Annotated in this window: 11 protein-coding genes; 8 read left to right on the top strand and 3 right to left on the bottom strand. The window is 66.2% G+C overall.

All coding sequences use genetic code 11. The features are described 5' to 3' along the window. Nucleotides 1–43: 43 nt before the first annotated feature. Nucleotides 44–679, bottom strand: coding sequence for an isochorismatase family cysteine hydrolase (locus WI26_RS23795; RefSeq protein ID WP_069227387.1), 636 nt, complete (start codon nucleotides 677–679; stop codon nucleotides 44–46). A 535-nt stretch (nucleotides 680–1214) separates the two neighbouring features. Between WI26_RS23795 and WI26_RS23790 the strand changes: the two genes are divergently transcribed. Beyond that, a complete protein-coding gene (locus WI26_RS23790; protein WP_069227386.1) occupies nucleotides 1215–3536 on the top strand; it encodes a hypothetical protein in 2322 nt (773 codons plus the stop codon). Nucleotides 3537–4159: 623 nt separating this feature from the next. After that, on the top strand, nucleotides 4160–4561 hold the full coding sequence (locus WI26_RS23785) for a hypothetical protein (RefSeq protein WP_059538978.1): 402 nt from the start codon (nucleotides 4160–4162) through the stop codon (nucleotides 4559–4561). A gap of 139 nt (nucleotides 4562–4700) precedes the next feature. On the opposite strand, the gene WI26_RS23780 is transcribed toward WI26_RS23785, so the two are convergent. After that, complete coding sequence (locus WI26_RS23780) at nucleotides 4701–5615, bottom strand: glutaminase (RefSeq protein ID WP_059466759.1); 915 nt, start codon at nucleotides 5613–5615, stop codon at nucleotides 4701–4703. Between the two features lie 224 nt (nucleotides 5616–5839). On the opposite strand from WI26_RS23780, the gene WI26_RS23775 reads away from it, so the two are divergent. Beyond that, nucleotides 5840–6550 carry a response regulator gene (locus tag WI26_RS23775; protein WP_069227385.1) on the top strand — a complete coding sequence of 237 codons (711 nt, stop codon included), beginning with the start codon at nucleotides 5840–5842 and terminating at the stop codon, nucleotides 6548–6550. 61 nt (nucleotides 6551–6611) lie between these two features. After that, a complete protein-coding gene (locus WI26_RS23770) occupies nucleotides 6612–7742 on the top strand; it encodes an ATP-binding protein (RefSeq protein ID WP_069227384.1) in 1131 nt (376 codons plus the stop codon). A 6-nt stretch (nucleotides 7743–7748) separates the two neighbouring features. On the opposite strand, the gene WI26_RS23765 is transcribed toward WI26_RS23770, so the two are convergent. Beyond that, nucleotides 7749–10172, bottom strand: coding sequence for a patatin-like phospholipase family protein (locus WI26_RS23765; protein ID WP_059915190.1), 2424 nt, complete (start codon nucleotides 10170–10172; stop codon nucleotides 7749–7751). A gap of 271 nt (nucleotides 10173–10443) precedes the next feature. On the opposite strand from WI26_RS23765, the gene WI26_RS23760 reads away from it, so the two are divergent. The 4 genes from WI26_RS23760 (at nucleotide 10444) to WI26_RS23745 (ending at nucleotide 20946) form a co-directional block, all read left to right on the top strand. Then, complete coding sequence (locus WI26_RS23760) at nucleotides 10444–11478, top strand: rod shape-determining protein (RefSeq protein WP_059466755.1); 1035 nt, start codon at nucleotides 10444–10446, stop codon at nucleotides 11476–11478. 204 nt (nucleotides 11479–11682) lie between these two features. Continuing rightward, the gene (locus tag WI26_RS23755; protein WP_069227383.1) at nucleotides 11683–12342 is read left to right on the top strand and encodes a YdcF family protein; all 660 of its coding nucleotides are present in this window, start codon (nucleotides 11683–11685) and stop codon (nucleotides 12340–12342) included. A gap of 619 nt (nucleotides 12343–12961) precedes the next feature. Then, nucleotides 12962–18565 (top strand): autotransporter domain-containing protein, encoded by a 5604-nt coding sequence (locus WI26_RS23750; RefSeq protein ID WP_069227382.1) that lies wholly within the window; start codon nucleotides 12962–12964, stop codon nucleotides 18563–18565. A 155-nt stretch (nucleotides 18566–18720) separates the two neighbouring features. Continuing rightward, nucleotides 18721–20946, top strand: a complete 2226-nt coding sequence (locus WI26_RS23745; RefSeq protein ID WP_069227381.1) for an amylo-alpha-1,6-glucosidase — start codon at nucleotides 18721–18723, stop codon at nucleotides 20944–20946. Nucleotides 20947–21018 lie beyond the last annotated feature (72 nt).

The following is a 21018-nucleotide window of genomic DNA, read 5'->3' as shown; positions in this document are numbered from 1 at the left end:
CGGCCGGGAGCGTTCCGGCCGGCGTGGTGCGGACGTTGCGCGTCTATGCGAGAAGCCGCAGTGCATCCGCGAGCGACAGCACCGTCGTGCGCGTCTCGAACGCCGTCGCGAACAGATGCTCGTGCACGACCTCGTCCGGGTCGTAGCAGCAGTCCTTTACCGTGTACAGCCGGAAATCCGCGTCGCTTGCATGCGCAACCGACGACAGCACGACGCCGGTCGATGCAATTCCGACCAGGATCAGCGTGTCGATGCCCTGCGCGACGAGTCGCGCTTGAAGGTCGGTGCGGAAGAACACGCTCGCGCGATGCGCGATGGTCAGCGGTTCGTTGTCGAGTCGGCCGAGTTCCGGGCACGGGCCGTCGTCGATGAACAGGCCGAGCTGCTTGATGCCTTGCCCGTTCTTGTTGCGCGGGCTCACTTCCGGATAGCCGGGGCTGAAGCGGAGATTCGCGAAACAGACATGGATGCCGGCGGCACGGGCTGCATCGCATAGCTTGCGCGTGTTGGCGAGCAGGGTTGGGGCGGCTGAGGGGAAGAGGCCGAGGATGTCGGTCTGGTAGTGCATGACGATCAGCGCGGTCTTTGCTCGCACGATTGGGGGAATCGGTGCGTGTGTGCGGCTTTCCACATCGGCGTGGCGCGTTGTTGCGAGATCTGAAGCGCGTTCCGGTTGCATGACTGATGCTCTCCCATGAGTCATTTCGGTGGTTTCAGAGAGTCGAATCGCTCGTTGGACGGTATTGGTTATTCAAGCGTGAGCGTGTTGGAGCTCTCGCACTATAAACCGACTATCTCGTTTCGGTGCAACCGACGGGGCGAGCGCCGTGCTCGTCTTGGACGACCGGGTTCGGCCACTTCCGGACATCGACCGAGGCTGGTAGTGAGCCATTCGAAAGGCAAGATGTCATTTGGGAGCGGCCGCTCGTCAGCCATTTTGCGGTCCACGTCAGAGCACGGGTGAACCCGAATTTGAATAGCAATTTCGCGTTCAGGCCCTGTTCCATCGTCAAGCGTGCGACTGATACGCCTGGCTCGGAAGCGAGCGTTGCCAGTCGCGGCAGAACGGCGACTCGCTTACAGGGATTGCTCACTATTTTCCGAAAAGATTCCCGGCTATCATGCATATGCGGTGAATAATGCCGCTGCCTGACCGAGATCCATGAGCAGAAACACCACTGTTGCATCCAACACTCAAGCCGGGGGACCCAATCATGCCTACGCCAGTAGAGGAACAAATCCGCGCGCAAATTGACCTGCTGTTGCAATTGAAGTTGGATGGCATGGATCCTGTCGCCCGGGTAAATTTGGAAAACGATATACAAGAGATCGAAGAGCAATATGCACTGGCGGTGGAAAAGGGGAAAAAATCCGCCCGCTACAAGGACATCAGCGATTCCATCGCGAAGAATCTTCCGGCTCTCGTGAATGGCATTTACGCAGCCGACAAGGCGTTCAAAAAGGGTGACTATGTCTCGGGCTCCGCGGCGCTGATGAGCATCTGCGCGAGCGTCCTCCCGATATTGACTGCCGCGACAGCAACCAGTGGGCCTGTAGGCGTATTTATCGGTGCACTGCTCTCGGTTGTGGCACAGATTCTCAGTTTCTTCGCACCGCAACAACCCTCGCTCGAAAGCAAGATTCAGAAAATGCTGGATCAGCTCAAGACCGACGAGGAGATCGAGTCCATCAAGGGGTTCGGCCATGGCGTTAGCAGCTACGCATCGTCGTTGAGTTCGAAATGCAATGGCGAGCATAAGTGGGAGGCGGCTGTCGCGCTCCCCGGTAAAGTGTCCCTGACGCGAAATTCAAAGGATGTCGTTGGCACCGATACGAACTTCAGCACGACCACCGAGATCGGCCAGTGGCTCACGTTCGATTGCGATACGCCGCCAAGACCCTACAAGATCGAGAAAATTGACAGCGATACGAGTTTGACCCTGGCAACGGAATACACGGAGACATCGCGGTCGGGTAGCACGTGCAAGTACCATCTCCGGAAGACTGTAAAAAAAAGCATCAATGAAATTCTCGACATGCCCCTCACGAACGAAGACGAAGTGGACGCATTCTTGATGGCGTTGAAGGGGCTCGGTTGGGGGCTTGGGAGGGATCAGGAGAAGCTCGACACTCCGATTTTCTCGAACTGGAAAGTGGCGGGATATCTTGAGAAGGAGTCGAACCAGAGCAAGGATGGATGGCCCGAAGTGCTCGGCCTCTGGTGCCAGACCTATATCCAGTTGCTGACGGCAAACACAATGCTCTGTTGCGTGCCCAGCCGAAGAAAACTGGAAGCGGTGTTGGCGGCAACCAAGGAGTCGAACAAGACAAGTCCCCTTTCCGATCGCGTCAGAGCCCGGTGCCATGACGCTGTGCTCGATCTAGGGGCGCTAGTGAACGCATTTCCCGAGTCGTGGGATGCGGATAGAAAGGAAATGCTTAGGGTTGTGACGGCCGTACGGCCTGTTGCACGTGAGCGTGGACTCTATGTGCACGTTGGACATTGGATGGAAGATCTCGTGCTGTACGTCGCCCGGGGCAACGGCAAAGCCGCCCCCCTCGCGTGGGACTATAAAAGAAACACAGGTTGGCTTGTTAGCCTCTCCATCCATACCCCCAAGACCCAAGTTGACTCGTTCACTCCCAAATATGAACTTCTGGCGGTCGAGAAATATCCGTCCCGCGTTTCGCACTTTCTTCTCGATTCTGTTAGTGGCAACCTGTCCGACACCGGCCCCGTGATCGGCGACGATCTCCGGAATGGGAAGAACCCGGAAACGTACCTCGACGTCAGCGGACTTGCGTTCAACGATGGCACATTCGGTGTTGAAGGCAGCACGCACCCCAAGACGCTCGTTTCGCTTGCGATCGAGAACAGGGAGATGAACGATGCGCGCTATGTGAATTACTACACGATCGGGAAAGACGGGAAGAGCACCCGGCTGAACATCCAGCTTAATCGGGCCGACCTGGCGGAAATTCGCTCCGTGTATGTTCCTGCGAGTGCTTTATCGGATGACCCGGACGGCGACGCCCTGACCGGCCACAACCAGCGCAAACAGAACTCGGTGCTCACATATGGCGGGATCCGCAACAGCAATCGGTTGTATGTGGCGGAACAGGCTGAGCCGTTCACCGTGGAAGGCCCAGAAGGCTGGAAGAGCTACAACGGAATCGACGTCGATGCACACTATGTCTGGCTGTTCGGAAAGAGCGGTATTGCGTGCGCAACGCACGCCTCGATGCTCAAATGCAGGAGAGGCAAGATTGCGCATCCTTCATGGATCTATCTCGATTTCGACAAGCAGTTCGAGCGGCCCGAGGTCGCCAACTTATGCCCGTGTGTGGACGGGACGCTGATTGTGAGCATGCTGAGCGATATCTACACGGCCGACTACACGATCGATCGCAAGGCGTCGCGGGTTGTCACTAGTTCGTGGGTGAAACGAGGCGGCAAAGCAACCCAGGTCGTGAAGATGCCGATTCCTTGCTGGTCGACACTTGAGAGTTTGCATGCACGCTTGCTCGACAAGTAGCCATCGCGGAAATCCTGGGCTCGTCGTCGTGCGATGATGAGCCCGAGTTAAAGCCGGCAACGGACATGCCCGCAGTCCCGCTCATGAGCTTGCGCGCCTTTGGCGGGCGGCCATCAACTGAAGCAAGAATGGGGCGGCTCTGCTGGCTCCGAGTCGCTCACGCAGGCATTTTGGAATTTACCGAACGATCGCATGCGACTAAGCGAGTGCCCCCGTGGATGGCGCCGCTCTGGTAGTTACTCACCCGGCTAGGGATGTGGTGGCCGCTGCAGATAGAGGGATGACCGTTGTACCGCTCAACACGGTCGTACAGATAGCGCCGGGTTCTACGTCTCTTGAGGGTCGGCTCCGGCCGTCGCCTTCGCGCGAAGTCGCATCGTTCCATGCCCGTCACGGAGCAGGGCAGCATCGATATACGCAAGAATTCAATTCCGGTCCCACCCGAAACAGCGGCCGTCCATTCGTGGAGTAGTATTCCCCCATGCCCAAGTCATGGCCAGGCCTCTCCGGTACCCAGCCAACCCATCCGTGACGAGGGCGGCCAGCTCGCCAAGTGTTTGGAAACCGCTTCAACGATACGTGTGGCGACGTCCTCGCGACGACGGCATCGCCGGGAATGCACCATGTCAACCGAGTGGAAGCACCGCGTCAGACTGTTTATCCAGCGCTTCTGGCAGCCGACCAGTGCGTGCATGACCTGCATGCCGGGGAGCTGGGGAAACATCATGAGCCTTTCCCACTGGACCATTGCATTTCAAACAGGTCTGCTTACTGGATTCCTCGCGGTACTTTTGACTTTCACGATTGCGGCGAGGCTCTACGCGCATCGATACGGCAATGCACTGCTCGTTGGCATCCTGACAACATTGGGAGACGCCTACTCACACACGAGTCACTACCGTATCCCTTATGTCGAGCACATCGTGACGGGTGTAATTTCGGGTCTCTTGACGCTTGCGGCCTCATATCTCTTCGAAGACCGCGCGCGACGCCTTCGGGCGGTGTGGGCCCGGGTTTTCGGATAGACGTATCCGCTGACTTCCAGAACCCGTCGGGCCAAACGGCGCGACTGCCGATGATCGAATTGCTCGTTGAGCACGCCGGCGAGTGCCGATACGAATCAGCCATCGTTGCGCCAAACGGGGCGCGCCCAACGCCGACACCTCAGAAAATCGACCTCCCCGTATAAGTCGTCAACCACTCCAGCGCCAACGTCCCCGCCAGCGAGTTCCCGTTCGCATCGAGCCCCGGCGCCCACACGCACACGGCCATGTCGCCCGGCAGCACCGCGACGATCCCGCCGCCGACGCCGCTCTTGGCCGGCAAGCCCACGCGATAAACGAAGTCGCCCGCCGCGTCATACGTCCCGCACGTCAACATCAGCGCCGACAGCCGCTTCGCCGAACTCGCGTCGACGATCCGCTCGCCGGTGACGGGCGCGACGCCGCCGTTCGCGAGGAACAGCGCCGCTTGCGCGAGCTCGACGCAGTTCATCGTGATCGCACACTGGCGGCAATACGCTTCGACTACCGTGTCGGGCGGCATCTGCATGTTGCCGAAGCTCGCCATGAAATGCGCCATCGCGCGGTTGCGCTCCGCGTGCTGCAGCTCCGACAGCGCGACGCGCGAATCGTAGTCGAGGTCGTTCGCGCCGATCAGTCGCCGCACGAATTCGACGAGCGCCGTTTCGGCCTTGACGAAGCGGCGGCACAGCACGTCGGTGACGACCAGCGCGCCGGCGTTGATGAACGGGTTGCGCGGCTTGCCGCGCTCGCTTTCGAGCTGAACGAGCGAATTGAACGCGGTGCCGGAAGGCTCGCGGCCGACCCGTTCCCACAGCGCATCGCCGAGCAGCTGGAACGCGAGCGTGCACGCGAACAGCTTCGAGATGCTCTGGATCGAGAAGCGCTCCCGCGCGTCGCCGACCGTGTAAACGTTTCCGTCCAGCGTCACGACGGCCATGCCGAACTTGTCGGCGGGCACTTTGGCGAGTTCCGGAATGTAGTCGGCGACGCGTCCCTGGCCGATCCAGGGGGCGAGTTCGGCATGGATGCGTTCGAGGATCGGCTGATAGTTCATCGTGTGTGAGGCAGGGCAGGGGCGCGGCCCGGTTTTCAGAGAGCCCGTATGGAACCGTTTCGGCGCCGATTCGTCAAGCGCGGCGGCCATCGCACCCTTATTTCCCCAATCTTCAAACAGGCAATCGGCGGGCGCAGTATCATGCGGTACGTTTCGGCCGATGGCCGGCAGCCGGTGCAAGCCCGCCGCCGCCGCGGTCTCCCCGTATGATCCGACCGTTGCCCATGTCTTTTAGCATCCTGCTCGTCGAAGACGACACCCGCTTGTCCACGCTGATTGCCGGCTACCTGCGCAAGAACGACTATGAAGTCGACACTGTGCTGCACGGTGACGCCGCCGTGCCGGCGATCCTGTCCACGCGCCCGGATCTCGTCATTCTCGACGTGAACCTGCCGGGCAAGGACGGCTTCGAGATCTGTCGCGAGGCGCGCAAGCAGTATGACGGCGTGATCATCATGGTGACGGCGCGCGACGAGCCGTTCGACGAATTGTTGGGCCTGGAATTCGGCGCCGACGACTACGTGCACAAGCCGGTCGAGCCGCGCATCCTGCTCGCGCGGATCAAGGCGCAGCTGCGCCGCGTTCCCGCGCGAGGGGCCGACGGCGCCGCGCCGCAGCCGGAGCGCTACACGTTCGGCCAGTTCTCGATCGACCGCACCGACCGCTCGGTCGTGCTGCCGGGCGGCGACTCGCCCGACCTCACGTCGGCCGAGTTCGACCTGCTGTGGGTGCTGGTGTGCCACGCGGGGGAAGTCGTCAGCCGCGACGATCTGATGCTGCAACTGCGCGGCGTCGAGTTCGACGGGCTCGATCGTACGATCGACGGGCGCATCTCGAAGCTGCGACGCAAGCTCCACGACGACGCGGGCAACCCGCAGCGGATCAAGACGATCCGCAGCAAGGGTTACCAGTTCAGCAAGCATGCGTGGGAATGACGCCAGCGTGGCGCAACGCCGCCCGTCGCATTCCAGCATCGCACGATAGCCGGAAGCCGCGATGATCCGACACACCCGTTCGCACCCCGATGCACCGCCGCTTTCGACGCTGCGCTACGTCAAATGGCGCTGGCTGCATTTTCGCCGCGCGTGGACCGACACGCGCGCCGACCGCATTCCGAGCTGGTCGCGCCTGTACGTGCGCACCTATCTGCACCTGCTCGGCCTCGTATTGCTGACGGCGCTCGTGCCGGCGCTCGCGCTGTGCGTGGTGTTGTCGCCGCAAGTCGTGTGGCACGCGTTCGATGCGCTGCCGGGCGACATCTGGATCGTGCTCGCGTTCGTGTTCGCCGCGCCCGCGCTCGCCGCGTACCGGTGGATGCGGCCGGTCTGGTCGGATCTCGTGATGGTGCGCGAACGTGCGATCGACTTCACCGGCGGGCGCTTCAACACGCGCGCGCGGGAGTCGCACAGCGTGATCATCGGCCCGCTCGCGCGCACGTTGAACGCGCTCGCGATGCGCATGGAGCGATTGATCGCCGCGCAGCGGGATCTGACGAACGGGATCTCGCACGAACTGCGCACGCCGCTCGCGCGCGTGCGCTTCGCGCTCGAAATGCTTCGCGAACCGGGCTCCGCCGCCGAATACCACGGCGCGCTGGAGAGCATCGCGCAGGACGTGACGGAGCTCGAGGAGCTGATCGACATGAGCCTCACGTATGCGCGGCTCGAGTACAGCTCGCTGCAGTCGAGCCTCGAACTGACCGCGCCGGTCGCGTGGTTCGAGCACCAGATCAGCGACGCGCAGCTGCTGTATCCGGAGCGCGCGATCGAGTCGCGCATTGCGATTGAGTCGGACCTGCGCGTGAAGATGGACCGGCGGCTGATGTCGTACGCGATGCGCAACCTGCTGCGCAATGCGAGCAAGTATGCGGCGTCGCGGATCGTGGTCGGGCTCGCGATCGAGCACGGCAACATTGCGATCTTCGTCGAGGACGACGGCCCGGGCGTGCCGGAGAGCGAGCGCGAGCGGATCTTCGACGCGTTCGTGCGCCTGGACCGCCGCACCGGCGGCTACGGGCTCGGGCTCGCGATCACGCGGCAGGTGCTCCACGCGCACAACGGCCGGATCGCGGTCGTCGATCCGGCCGAACTCGGCGGTGCGCGCTTCGAAATCAGCTGGCCGGTCTGAGCGCCGTCAGTACGTGCGGCCGAGCTGCAGGTAGATGTTGCGCCGGCCGCCCGGCGCGAGCGCGACACCCATGTACAGCGGCCCGAACGCGGTCGACAGGCTCGTGAAGAACGTATAGCTCTGCTTGAGCGCGCCGCCGCCGACCTTCACGCCGCTCGACCATACGTTGCCGACTTCCGCACTGGCCCCGATCGACAGCGCCTTGATCGGCGACGCGTTGAACGTCATCAGCTGGTTCATGTAGGTCACGTTGCCGTACGCGAGTTCGTTGCCGGTCAGCTGGTCGGCCGCATACGCGGCCAGATGCTGGAATCCGCCGAGCGTGAAGTTGAACGCGTTGATCAGGTTGGTGCCGCCGATGCTCTTGCCGCCCTCGATCGTCGCACTGATGCTGTGCCGGCCGAACTGCTGCGCGATCATCGCCTTGCCGTACAGCTCGGTGTAGGGCGTGTTGGACGCATCGGCGAGGTCTTCGGCGGACTGGCTGTTGTGCGACCACAGCGACCGTTCGACCCGGAATTCGCTGTAGTAGCCGCGGCGCGGGAACATCGGATCGTCGAGCTGATCGATGACGAGCCGCGCACGCGCCGTCAGCGCCTGCGACGTGAAGCTCGGCCAGATCAGCGTCGAGCTGCCGTCGTCGAACGGGAACGGCAGGTTGTAGTTCGGCGAGCCATGCCCGGTCGCGTAACCGATACCCATCCGGAAGTCGCCCAGCCGCGCGATCGGCAGGCCGAAATCGAGACCGGTGCGCGCCGTCTGCATCAAATATTGATTCAGCTTCACCTCGCCGCTGTTGTCGTACAGGTTCACGTAGCGACGCTGATATTCCGCGTAGGGCGAAATGTACAAACCGTACGCGGCCGGCAACGGCTGGCGCAATTCGACGCGCGCCGACTGCAGGTCGCTGCCGATCGTCGTATCCGCGCGGAACTCGAGGCCCGATTCAGTCAGCCACGGCCGCCGGTAGCCGACGTGCAGGCGGAAGCCGCCTTCGTCGGTCGAGCTGCTCGACATCCCGACGCCGAACAGCAGGAAATTCGGCCCCCAGTATTTCTCCCGCGCATCGATCTCGAGCACGTTCTCGTCGCCGTGGCTCACGATCTGCTGCGTCACGCTCTCGAAATTGCCGCCTGTCGTCAGCCCGAGCAGGTCCTGGCTGACGGTCGCGGGATCGTAGATGTCGCCGGGCTTCACGTGCAGCGCGTCGCTGACGACCCGCTTGGGCACGCCGCCGGTCGTCTTGATCTCGACCCGCGTGATGCGGATCGGCGGCGGCAGCGGCTGCGCATGCGCGGCCCGGTAGGCCGCGTACTGTTCCGGCGTGAGCGCGAAGTGCCGCAGCCGCGGCAACGCCGCCGTTGCTGCGGCCGCGCCGGCGGCGATTGCCTGCTTCGCGTTCTGGAAATCGGTGAACGCGAGCGAGCCGAGGTCGGGCGTGAGCAGCACGTCCTGCGCGGCGAGCTGCTTGCGTTGCGACGTCACGTTCTGGCGGATCAGGATGCCGACCATCTGCTGCATCACGTCGGCCGGCGACGCGAGCGCGTCGAGCGGACGCAGCGGCGAGCCGATGTCGACGGCGATCACGACCTTCGCGCCCATCTGCCGCGCGGTGTCGACGGGCAGGTTGCTGACGAGCCCGCCGTCGACGAGCGCGCGGCCGTTGATTTCGGCCGGCGCGAACAGGCCTGGCATCGCCATGCTCGCGCGAATCGCGAGCGGCAGCGAGCCGTGGTCCAGCACGACCATCTGGCCGGTCTGCAGGTCGGTCGCGACCGCGCGATACGGGATCGGCAACTGGTCGAACGGCTGGTTGGTCGGCACGGCGGCCGTCCAGTTCGCGAGCAGCGCCTGCAGCCGGTTGCCCTGCACGAGGCCGACCGGCGCCTTCACGCCTTTCTTGCCGAAGCCGAGCGTCAGGCTGTTGATGTAGAGCCGCTCGTCCTCGCGGCTGCTTTGCGGCAGGTCGGCGCGGTCCGTCACGTCGAACGCGATGTCGGCCAGGTTCACTTCCGACAGCTGCTTCTGCATTTCGTCGGCGGCCATCCCGCTCGCATACAGGCCGCCGACCACGGCGCCCATGCTGGTGCCGGCGATGCAATCGATCGGAATGCGGTTTTCCTCGAGCACCTTCAGCACGCCCAGGTGTGCGTATCCGCGTGCGCCGCCGCCGGACAGCACGAGGCCGATCGCCGGCCGTCCGGCCGGACCGCCGTCGGCGTTGCAGGTCGGCGCGGGCTTGACGGCGCCGGGGGCGGTGGGCGTCGTGACGGGGGCGGCCGGCGCGGCGGCAGTGGCCGTCGTTGCGCCGCGGGTGGCGGTGTCGGCGGCCGGCAAGGGCTGCGCGGCAACGGTGCAGCACCAGAGCGCAACGAGCGTTGCGCCGAGTTGGCGCACCCCGAGCCAGCGGGGAAAAGCGGTCGCTGTCATGGAGGAATACCTGGCGTGATCGGGCGTCGGACGCCTGCCGGGAGCAGGCAAGACCGAGAGATTACCGTGTTTTACAAGCGCGACGCGAGAGGCCGATGCGTAGCCGCGAGCGGGGCGAAACGCGGATTCGGCAATTTCGTCGCGAAAAAATCATGGGAATTGTCTAAAGTACCGGAACGATTTGCCGCTAAGTCCGTGATGGAGCGGGAAAAGCGCGCCGCGGGGACGCGGTCTGGCCGTTTCGGCCGGTTTGTTCAAAAAAAGGCTTGATATGTCGACACCGCTGTTCGGAAAGTTGTTTGCGCAACCCGTTGCGATCGACCCTGGAACGGCGAGTACGCGGATTTACACGCACGAGCGCGGCGTGGTGCTGAACCAGCCGTCGGTCGTCTGCTTTCGCAAGGGTGGCGCGACCGACGCGCGACCGACGCTCGAAGCGGTCGGCGAGCTGGCGAAGGCGCTGCTCGGCCGTGAACCAGGGCATCTGGAGGCCGTGCGGCCCATGCGGCACGGCGTAATCGCCGATGCGCACGCCGCCGAGCAGATGATCCGCCGCTTCATCGACATGTCGCGCACGCGCTCGCGTTTCGGCCGCCGTGTCGAAGTCACGCTGTGCGTGCCGTCGGATGCGACGGCGGTCGAGCGCCGCGCGATCCGCGAGGCCGCGTTCGCGGCCGGTGTATCGGACGTCGAACTGATCGAGGAAGCGCTCGCCGCCGGGCTCGGCGCGGGTTTGCCGGTGACCGAGCCGGTCGGCTCGATGGTGATCGACATCGGTGGCGGGACGACCGAAGTCGCGGTGATCGCGCTCGGCGGCATCGTCTACCGCGAGGCGATCCGCGTGGGCGGCAACCAGTTCGATGCGGCGATCGTCAACCACGTGCGCAACCTGTACGGCGTGCTGCTCGGCGAGCAGACCGCCGAGCGTGTGAAGACGACGATCGGCTCGGCCACCAGCGCCGTGCCGCGCACGTCGACGCGCGCGATCGGGCGCGGCGTCGCGGACGGCCTGCCGCGCTCGATCGAGTTGACCAACCACGACGTGGCGGACGCGCTGGCCGCACCGCTCAAGCAGGTGATCGGCGCGGTGAAGTCGGTGCTGGAAAATGCGCCGGCCGAACTCCTGACCGACATCGCGCATCGCGGCGTGGTGCTCACGGGCGGCGGCGCGCTGCTCGCGGGCCTCGAACGCCTGCTGCGCGACGAGACCGGCCTGGCCGCGCGGGTCGCCGACGAGCCGGCTACCTGCGCAGTGCGCGGCGCGGGGGAGGCGATGGGGCGGCTCGCGACGTGTTCAGCGGATTGACGCGGGCCGGGCAGGCGCGTTGACGGTTCTTCAAGGTCGTTCGAACCTGCGCCTTCGTCGTCCTCACCGTCGTGTGGGCGTGCCGGGCACGCGCAATACGCGGTGCCGGCCCCGTCAGATGGACTCGCGCGCGGGCGCCGTGGCAGCATGTCGGGCCGCGTGCCGCCCGAGCCGGCGGCGCGCTTCTGCCGGAGCCTGACAATATTGAACCAGCGTTTCAAGCGGGGCCGTGCGGCCCGCATCGGCCGTGTGCTGGCCGCGTTCGCGTGTGTGTGGATCGTCGCGGCCGTCGTGCTCGTCGGAATCGGGTTGCGGATGCCGAGCGCGCCGGCCGACGTCGCGGTGATCTTCGGCAATGCGCTCGACGATGGCGGCGCGCCGAAACCGGTGCTCGCAGCGCGGCTCGATGTCGGCGTGCGCTGCTATCGCAGCGGGCAGTGTCCGGCGTTCCTCGTCAGCGGTGCGATCGACGGCCCCGGGCTGAACGAGGCGACCGCGATGCGCGATTATCTGGTCGCGCGCGGCGTGCCGGCCGACCGGATCGCCGTCGACGACCAGGGCGACAACACGCTCGCGACCGCGCAGCACACGCGCGCATACATGCAGGCGCACCGGATATCGCGCGTGCTGATCGTCAGCCAGTATTACCACCTCGCGCGAGCGCGCCTCGCGTTCGAGCGGGTCGGCATCGCGCCCGCCAACATCTTCGCCGCGTATCCGCACCACTTCCAGTGGCGCGATATTTACTCGAGCTGGCGGGAAGTGCCCGCATACGGGATCTACGCGCTGCGCCTGTGGCTCGATCCCGATGCGCGGCCGATGTCGTTCCGGCCGATGCTTTATTTGATCAGCCTGTTTTCGTAACCCCGCAGTCCGGCCGGGATTCGATTCATTTCATTCCTTTCGTTTGCATTTCAATGCGGCGACCCGAGACACGTCCGGTCAGAGCTTGCATTGTGGAACGTTGAAAAATTCGTCCGTCGATCAGGCCAATGAAATTGGTTCGGATTGTTTGTGACGATCGCCGCCGACGTCATTCATATTGCACTGCGAAAATCGAAGAGACGCCGAACGAAGCGTCGGGTTTTCACCGATCACGCGGCCCCCGGTGCTTGATCATCGATTCGGCCGCGAAATCCATGTGTGCCACGACGTTTTGCGCATTTCGACAAGTAAAAAATACGTATCTCATTGGTCGCACTCCGATAAATAAATATCGACTGGAAAACCCTGTTTTTTTGATATAGCCTTGTCTGACAAAAGCAGGGCGGTAATCAAATCAACCAGAAAATCGCTGCATAAAAATCAGGGGCCACGATCATGTCATCCGGCTAGTTTTGCCTTCGCAAACGCAGATCGAATAACCAGCAGTTCATCCACGAATAAACCGACGTCGTTCCGCGACCGCCGGAGGGCACGCTTGCACCCGATATTCCGCCGTCGCCGGTCCGATTCAGCGGTCATGCCGATGACGAGGGGAAGCATGAACATTCCGAATTCGAAGAAGAGCGCAGAGCCGTTTCCGAGATTCCTGTTGCCGACCGGCGTGTTGCTGGCATTGTCCGGCGCGGGAATCGTTCCCGCGTACGCGACGTGCAGCACGGCAGGCACCACGGTGACCTGTTCCGGCGTCGCGAATCCGCTGGCGCCGAGCTATGCAAACGGCGCCGACAACGTGAACGCCACGGTCAATCCCGGCGCAAGCCTCGGCGTGCTGCTCGGCGTCGGCGGCACCGCGATGTCGCTGACCGGCAGCGGCGTCACGCTGACCAACAACGGCACGATCGATCCTTCGTTGCTGGGTTCGGGGCTCGGCATCCTGTCGAGCGGCACGGTGGTCGGCAATGCATCGGCGAGTACCACGACCGTCACCAACAACGGCACGATGATGGGCACGACCGGTGTCGCGATCAGCGGCGTGACGGGCATGGCGCTGTCGGTTCAGAACGGCACGGGCGGGGTGTCCAACATCTCGAACACCGGCACGATCGGCTCGACCGCGCTGTCCGGTGCAACGCTCGCCGGCGCGGACGCGCCCGTGGTCGCCGCTTACGGCGGCGGTCAGGTCAACATGACGAACAGCGGCACGATCACCGGCCGCGTGTCGCTCGGTTCGAGCGGCACGGCCGGCGTCGGCAACACGTTCGTGAACTCCGGCACGATCAACGGCGGCGTGTCGATGGGCGCGAACAGCACGAATACGTTCACCGCCGTCACCGGCTCGTCGGTCAATACGGCGGGCGGCACGGGCGGCGCGTTCAACATCACGATCGGCCCCGTCACGCTCGGCGTCGCGGCGACCGGCGTCGTCGACGGCGGCGCGGGCGGCGACAACACGCTGGTGCTGCAGCAGGGCGCCACGGCGAACGGCACGATCGCGGTCAACAATTACATCAACTTCAATCACCTCGACCTCACGAGCGGCAGCTGGACGATCAACGGCGCGTCGACCGCGCAGGACGCAACGCTTGCGGGCGGCGTCGCGATCATCAACGACAGCGCGTCGCTCGGCACGGGCACCGTCGCGGCCACCGGCGGCGCGCTGCAGGCGGGCACGACCGGGTTGAATGTCGCCAACAGCGTGAATCTCAGCGTAGGCGGGCTGACGGTGCAGGGCGCGACCGGGCTCACGCTATCGGGCACGGTGGCGGGTGGCGGCACGCTCACCAAGAACGACAGCGGCACGCTGACGATGTCGGGCGCGAACACGTATACCGGGGGCACGAGCCTGAACGGCGGCGGCCTGGTGGTCGGCAACAATACGGCGCTCGGCATGGGCGCGCTGAACGTCAATGCGGCGGCGTCGCTCGACGCGAGCACGAACGTGACGCTCGGCAACGCGATCAATCTCGCCACCGGCACGACACTGACGGTCGGCGGCAGCAACGCGCTCGGGCTGTCCGGCACGATCGCGGGCGCTGGCGGCCTCGTGAAGAACGGCGCGGCGACGCTGACGCTGAGCGGCACGAACACGTACACCGGCGACACGACGATCAACGCCGGCACGCTCGCGCTCGGTACGGGCGGCAGCCTCGCGGCGACCGGCACGGTGAACCTGACCGGTGCGGGCGCGACATTCGACCTGAGCGGCGCGTCGGGCGCGCAGACGATCGGCGCGCTGGCGGGTGCGGCAGGCACGAACGTGAACCTCGGCAGCAATTCGCTGACGCTCGACGGCACCGTCAATGCGACCTACGCGGGCACGATCGGCGGCGCGGGCAGCGTGACGCTGTCCGGCACCGGGACGCAATCGCTGACCGGCACGAACGTCTACAGCGGCGGCACGAACCTGAACGGCGGCAGCCTCGTCGTCGGCAGCAACACCGCCCTCGGCACCGGCTCGGTGAACGTCAACGGCTCGTCGACGCTCGATGCGACCGCCAGCGTGTCGCTCGCGAACGGCATCAACGTCGCCACGGGCACGACGCTGACGGTGGGCGGCACCACCGATCTCGGGCTCGGCGGCACGATCTCCGGCGGCGGCGGGCTCGTGAAGAACGGCGCGGCGACGCTGACGCTGAGCGGTGCGAACAATTACACGGGCGGCACGACGCTGAACGCCGGCGTCCTCGCGCTCGGCAATGCCGCAGCCCTCGGTTCCGGCACGCTGACCGTCGGCGGCGCGGCGACGCTCGATGCGACCACGAACCTGTCGATCGGGAATGCGATCGACCTCGGCACGAGCACGGCGCTTACGCTGGGCGGCAGCAATGCATTCGGGCTGGGTGGCGCGATTTCGGGCGCCGGCGCGGTGGTGAAGAGTGGCGCGGCGACCGTGACGCTGACCGGCGCGAACACGTATACGGGTGGCACGACCATCAACGCCGGTACGCTGGCGATCGGCGCGGGCGGCAGCCTGGCGGCGACTGGCGCGATGAATCTCGCGAATGCGGGCGCGACGCTCGATCTGAGCGTTGCGACGGGGGCGCAGTCAATCGGCGCGCTGGACGGCGTAGCCGGCACGAATGTGAATCTCGGCGCCAACGCGCTGACGCTGGGCGGGACCGCCGGCGGCACGTTCAGCGGGGCGATCGGCGGGACCGGCAGCCTGACGCTGGCGGGCACCGGCACGCAGACGCTGAACGGCTCGAGCACGTATTCGGGCGGCACGAATCTCAATAGCGGCGGTCTGGTGCTCGGCAACGCGTCGGCACTCGGCACCGGCGCGCTGAATGTCGGCGGCGCGGCGACGCTCGATACGAATGCGAGCCTGTCGATCACCAACGCAGTCGATCTCGGCACGGGCGCGACGCTGACGCTCGGCGGCAGCAATGCACTTGGATTGGGCGGTGCGATCTCCGGCGCGGGCGCGCTCGTGAAGGACGGCGCGGCGACCGTGACGCTGACCGGCGCGAACACGTACACCGGCGGCACGACGATCAACGCGGGCACGCTGGCGATCGGCGCGGGCGGCAGCCTGGCGGCGACTGGCGCGATGAATCTCGCGAACGCGGGCGCGACGCTCGATCTGAGCAGCGCGTCGGGTGCGCAAACGCTCGGCGCGCTCTCGGGGGTGGCCGGCACGAACGTGAACCTTGGCGCCAACGCGCTGACGCTGGGCGGGACCGCCGGCGGCACGTTCAGCGGAGCGATCGGCGGGACTGGCAGCGTGACGCTGGCGGGCACCGGCACGCAGACGCTGAACGGCGCGAGCACCTATTCGGGCGGCACGAACCTCAATAGTGGTGGCCTCGTGCTCGGCAACGCGTCGGCACTCGGGGCCGGCGCGCTGAATGTCGGCGGCGCGGCGACGCTCGATACGAACGCGAGCCTGTCGATGACGAATGCGGTCGCTCTCGGCACGGGCGCGACGCTGACGCTCGGCGGCAGCAATGCGCTCGGATTGGGCGGCGCGATCTCCGGCACGGGCGCGCTCGTGAAGGACGGCGCGGCGACCACGACGCTCACGGGCGCGAACACGTACACCGGCGGCACGACGATCAACGCGGGCACGCTGGCGATCGGCGCGGGCGGCAGCCTGGCGGCGACCGGCACGGTGAACCTCGCGAACGCGGGCGCGACGCTCGACCTGAGCGGCGCGTCGGGTGGGCAAACGCTCGGCGCGCTGTCGGGCGTGGCGGGCAGCAACGTGAGCCTCGGCGGCAATGCATTGACGGTGGGCGGAACCGCCAGCGGCGCGTTCGGCGGGGTGATCGGCGGCACCGGCGGCCTGACGGTCGCGGGTACCGGCATCCAGACGCTGACCGGCAGCAACACGTACACGGGCGGCACGACGATCGCGGCGGGCGGCACGCTGCAGCTCGGCAACGGCGGCACGTCGGGCAGCGTGGTCGGCAATGTCGTCGACAACGGCGCGCTGATCGTCAACCAGTCCGCCAACGTGACGCTCGCGAACGTGCTGTCGGGCACCGGCTCGCTGACCCAGGCCGGCAGCGGACAACTGACGCTGACGGGCACGAGCACGTTGAGCGGCCCCACCACCGTCGCTGCGGGCACGCTAGCCGTCGACGGTTCGCTTGGCCAGTCGACCGTGACCGTGCAGAACGGCGCGACGCTGACGGGCACCGGCACGGTCGGGGGCCTCGTCGTGCAGAGCGGCGCGTTCGCGGCCGTGTCGCAGCCGGGCGCGGCGCTGAACGTCGCCGGCAACGTCACGTTCCAGCCCGGCTCGACGCTGCAGGTCGCGGTCACGCCGCAACAGGGCGGCAGCATCGCGGCGAGCGGCACGGCCACGCTGAACGGCGGCACCGTGCAGGTGCTCGCGAACCAGGCCAGCTACCAGCCGACCACGAAGTACACGATCCTCAGCGCGTCCTCGGGCGTGCAGGGCACGTTCAGCCAGGTGAATTCGAACTACGCGTTCCTGATGCCGACGCTCAGCTACGATCCGGACCACGTATACCTGCAGCTGGTCTCGAACGGCACGGCGCTGCCCGATGTCGCGACCACGCCGAACCAGCGCGCGGTCGCCACCGCGATCGGTGCGCTCGGCGCGGGCAACCCGCTGTACGACACGGTGCTCACGACCGATGCGGCCACCGCGCGCCGGGCCTACGGGATGCTCGACGGCGAACTGCAGGCGAGCTTGAAGAGCATGCTTCTGCTCGACAGCCGCTACGTGCGCGATGCCGTAACCGATCGCGTGCGCCAGGGCCTTGCGCCGGGATCGGGGCCGCTCGCCGCGCTGTCGTCGGGCGGCGCCGCGCTATGCGGCGACAACACGGCCGGGGCGGTCGACCCGACGCTGCTGCCGGAACGCCGGATCGGTTCGCGCGAAGGATGCCGTGGCGGCACGCCGTACCAGCCGGTGGTCTGGGGGCAGGCGTTCGGCGGCCGCAGCAGGCTCGCGGGCGACGGCAACACGTCAACGATCAATCGCAGCATGACGGGCTTCATCGCCGGTGCCGACATGGCGCTCAACGACAAGTGGCGTGCCGGCCTGGCCGCCGGCGTCACGCACGGCTCGCTGGACAACGATCAGAGCGCGTCGGCGTCGGTCAACAGCTACTACCTGTCGCTGTACGGCGGCGCGCAGTACGGTGCGCTCGGTGTGCGCGGCGGCGCGTCGTACACGTGGTATCGGATCAACAGCGACCGCTATCCGGGCTTCGCGGGCTTCTCCGATCACGATTCGGCCGGCTACAACGCGAATTCCGCGCAGGTGTTCGGCGAAGTCGGCTATGCGCTGCCGGTCGGGCCGGTCGCGCTCGAACCGTTCGCGGGGCTTGCCTACGTGAACCTGCATACCGACGGCTATACGGAAAGCGGCGGTGCGGCCGCGCTGCGGGCCGGCGGCGAGACGACCCACGTCGGGTTCTCGACACTCGGCGTGCGTGCTGCGTCGCAACTCGGGACCATCGCGAGCGGCACGTTCACGGCGCGCGGGACGGTCGGCTGGCGGCATGCGTTCGGCAACGTGCAGCCGTCGTCGGCGTTCACGTTCGCAAACGGCGGTACGTCGTTCCAGGTGTCGGGCGTGCCGATTGCTCGCGACAGCGCGGTGCTCGAAGCGGGCATCGACGCGACCATCACGAAGCGCCTGACGCTCGGCCTGACGTTCAGCGGCCAGTACGGCAGCGGCGTGCGCGACAACGCGGTGCTCGGCAACATCCTGTGGAAGTTCTGACCGCCGCCTGATGTCCTGGTGCGCGACCCCGCGCGGCGACGGCAACGCCGCGGGGGGCGCGTCCTTGTCGTCGCTGCGCGCGGCCCCCGTTCTGGCCTATCCTGTGCGAAACACGCGACGCGCACCGCGCGTTGCGCCTCGACACAGGAGCATCGATGCCGAATCACGCCGAAGCCACCACGACGCAGGCGCCGCAAGTCGCGCCGGTTCCACCGACCCAGGCGAAGGGCCCCGCGTTCATCGCGCCCGAAGCCGATCCGCAGGCGCTCGCACGCAACAACCAGTACGTTTTGAAATCCGGCGACGCATTCGTGGTCAGCGATGCGCTCGGCGACATCAGCGGCCATGACGACGGGCTGTTCGTCGATGACATGCGCGTGCTGTCGACGTGGCGCCTGACCTTCGGCGGCCGCGCGCCGTCGCTGCTGTCGGGGGCGACGAGCGCGGACAACGCGTCGTTCACCGCCCACCTGACGAACCGCCCGCTGCCGCCGCTCGGCGGCCGCGAAACGCCCGAGGGCGTGATCCACATCGAACGGATGCGCGTGCTCGCGGGCGACGTGCTGTACGAAGCGCTGACATTGACGAACTACGGCGCGAGCGAGGCGGAGGTGCCGCTGTCGCTGTCGTTCGCGGCGGATTTCAAGGACATGTTCGAAGTGCGCGGCACGCCGCGCCCGAAGCGTGGCACGGTGGTCGCGCCGAGCGTCGACGCCGGTGCGGTGCGGCTGCGCTACGACGGCCTCGACAAGGTCGAGCGCAACGTGACCGTGCATTTCTCGCCGGCGCCCGACGCGCTGTCGGTCGATCGCGCCGATTACACGCTCACGATCGCCGCGCAGGCGTGCGTGTCGATCTACCTGACCGTCGACGCGACGCTCGGCCCGGCGCACGACGGTGAAGGTCCGGGATGCGGGCGCGTCGCGCTGCGCACCGCACTCGTCGGCGTGCATCGCGAGATGCGTTCGCGGCGCGAGTCGATGGCGCGCGTGAACACCGGCAATCCGCTGTTCGACGCATGGCTCGACCGGTCGCTCGCGGATCTCGGGCTGCTCACGACGCAACTCGACACCGGGCCGTATCCGTATGCGGGCATTCCATGGTTCTCGACGCCGTTCGGCCGCGACGCGGTGATCACGTCGCTGCAGATGCTGTGGCTGCAGCCGTCGCTCGCGCGCGGCGTGCTGCGCTTTCTCGCGGAGCACCAGGCGCGCGAGACGTCCGCGTTTCGCGATGCGGAGCCCGGCAAGATCATGCACGAGTTCCGCCGCAGCGAGATGGCCGCGACGGGCGAGGTGCCGTTCGCGCTGTATTACGGCGGCGTCGACACGACCCCGTTGTTCATCGTGCTCGCGGGCGCGTACGTCGAACATACCGGTGACGATGCGCTGATCGACGAGCTGTGGCCCGCGCTCCAGCGCGCCGCGCAGTGGGTGATCGACAAGTGCGACCGCAATCCGTACGGGTTGCTCGATTACCAGCGCACGTCGGAGCGCGGCCTCGCGAACCAGGGCTGGAAGGACAGCCACGATTCGGTGTTCCACGCGGACGGCCACTTCCCCGACGGACCGATCGCGCTCGTCGAAGTGCAGGCGTATGCGTGCGCGGCGCTCGACGCGATGTCGATCTGCTCGCACCGGCGCGGCCACGCGGCCGACGCGACCCGCTACGCGCTGCGCGCGAAGGCGCTGCGCGACCAGGTCGAGGCGCTGTTCTGGATGCCGGAGGGCCAGTTCTACGGGATCGCGCTCGACGGTCACGGCGACCTGTGTCGGGTGCTCGCGTCGAACGCGGGTCATCTGCTCGCGTTCGGGCTGCCCGACGCCGAGCGCGGCGCGGCGGTCGCCGGCGTGCTGGGCTCGACGCTGTTCCAGACCGGCTGGGGCATTCGCACGCTCGCGGCCGGCCAGCCGCGCTTCAACCCGATGGCCTATCACAACGGCTCGGTGTGGCCGCACGACAATGCGCTGATCGCGCGCGGGCTCGCGCGCTACGGCGACAAGACGGCCGCGGTGAACCTGCTGCGCGCGCTGTTCGAAGCCGCGGTCAGCTTCGAGATGCGGCTGCCGGAGCTCTTCTGCGGGTTCCCGCGTCGACGCGGCGAGCCGCCGACGGCCTATCCGGTCGCATGCCTGCCGCAGGCATGGGCGGCCGGTGCGCCGTTCATGATGCTGCAGGCGTGCCTTGGCGTAAGCGTCGACGCTGCACGCCACGAGGTGCGCGTCGAGCGCCCGGCGCTGCCTGAAGGCGTCGACTGGTTGCGTATCGACGACCTGCGGGTCGGCGACGAAAGTGTTGCGCTGATGTTCCGCCGCGTCGACGGCCAGGTGATTGCATCGGCGGAGCAGCCGGGGCGTGTGAAGGTCGTTGCGGTGCTATAACGCGAGCAGGCGCACGGACGTTGCGCGATGTCGCGCCACGTCCGCGCGCAGCGGCATAGAATCGTGACATGA

Origin of the sequence: Burkholderia diffusa (assembly GCF_001718315.1) — a bacterium.
GTDB lineage: Bacteria > Pseudomonadota > Gammaproteobacteria > Burkholderiales > Burkholderiaceae > Burkholderia > Burkholderia diffusa_B.
Note: the sequence above shows the minus strand (reverse complement) of the source record. Positions and strands in the feature narration are given on the sequence as shown.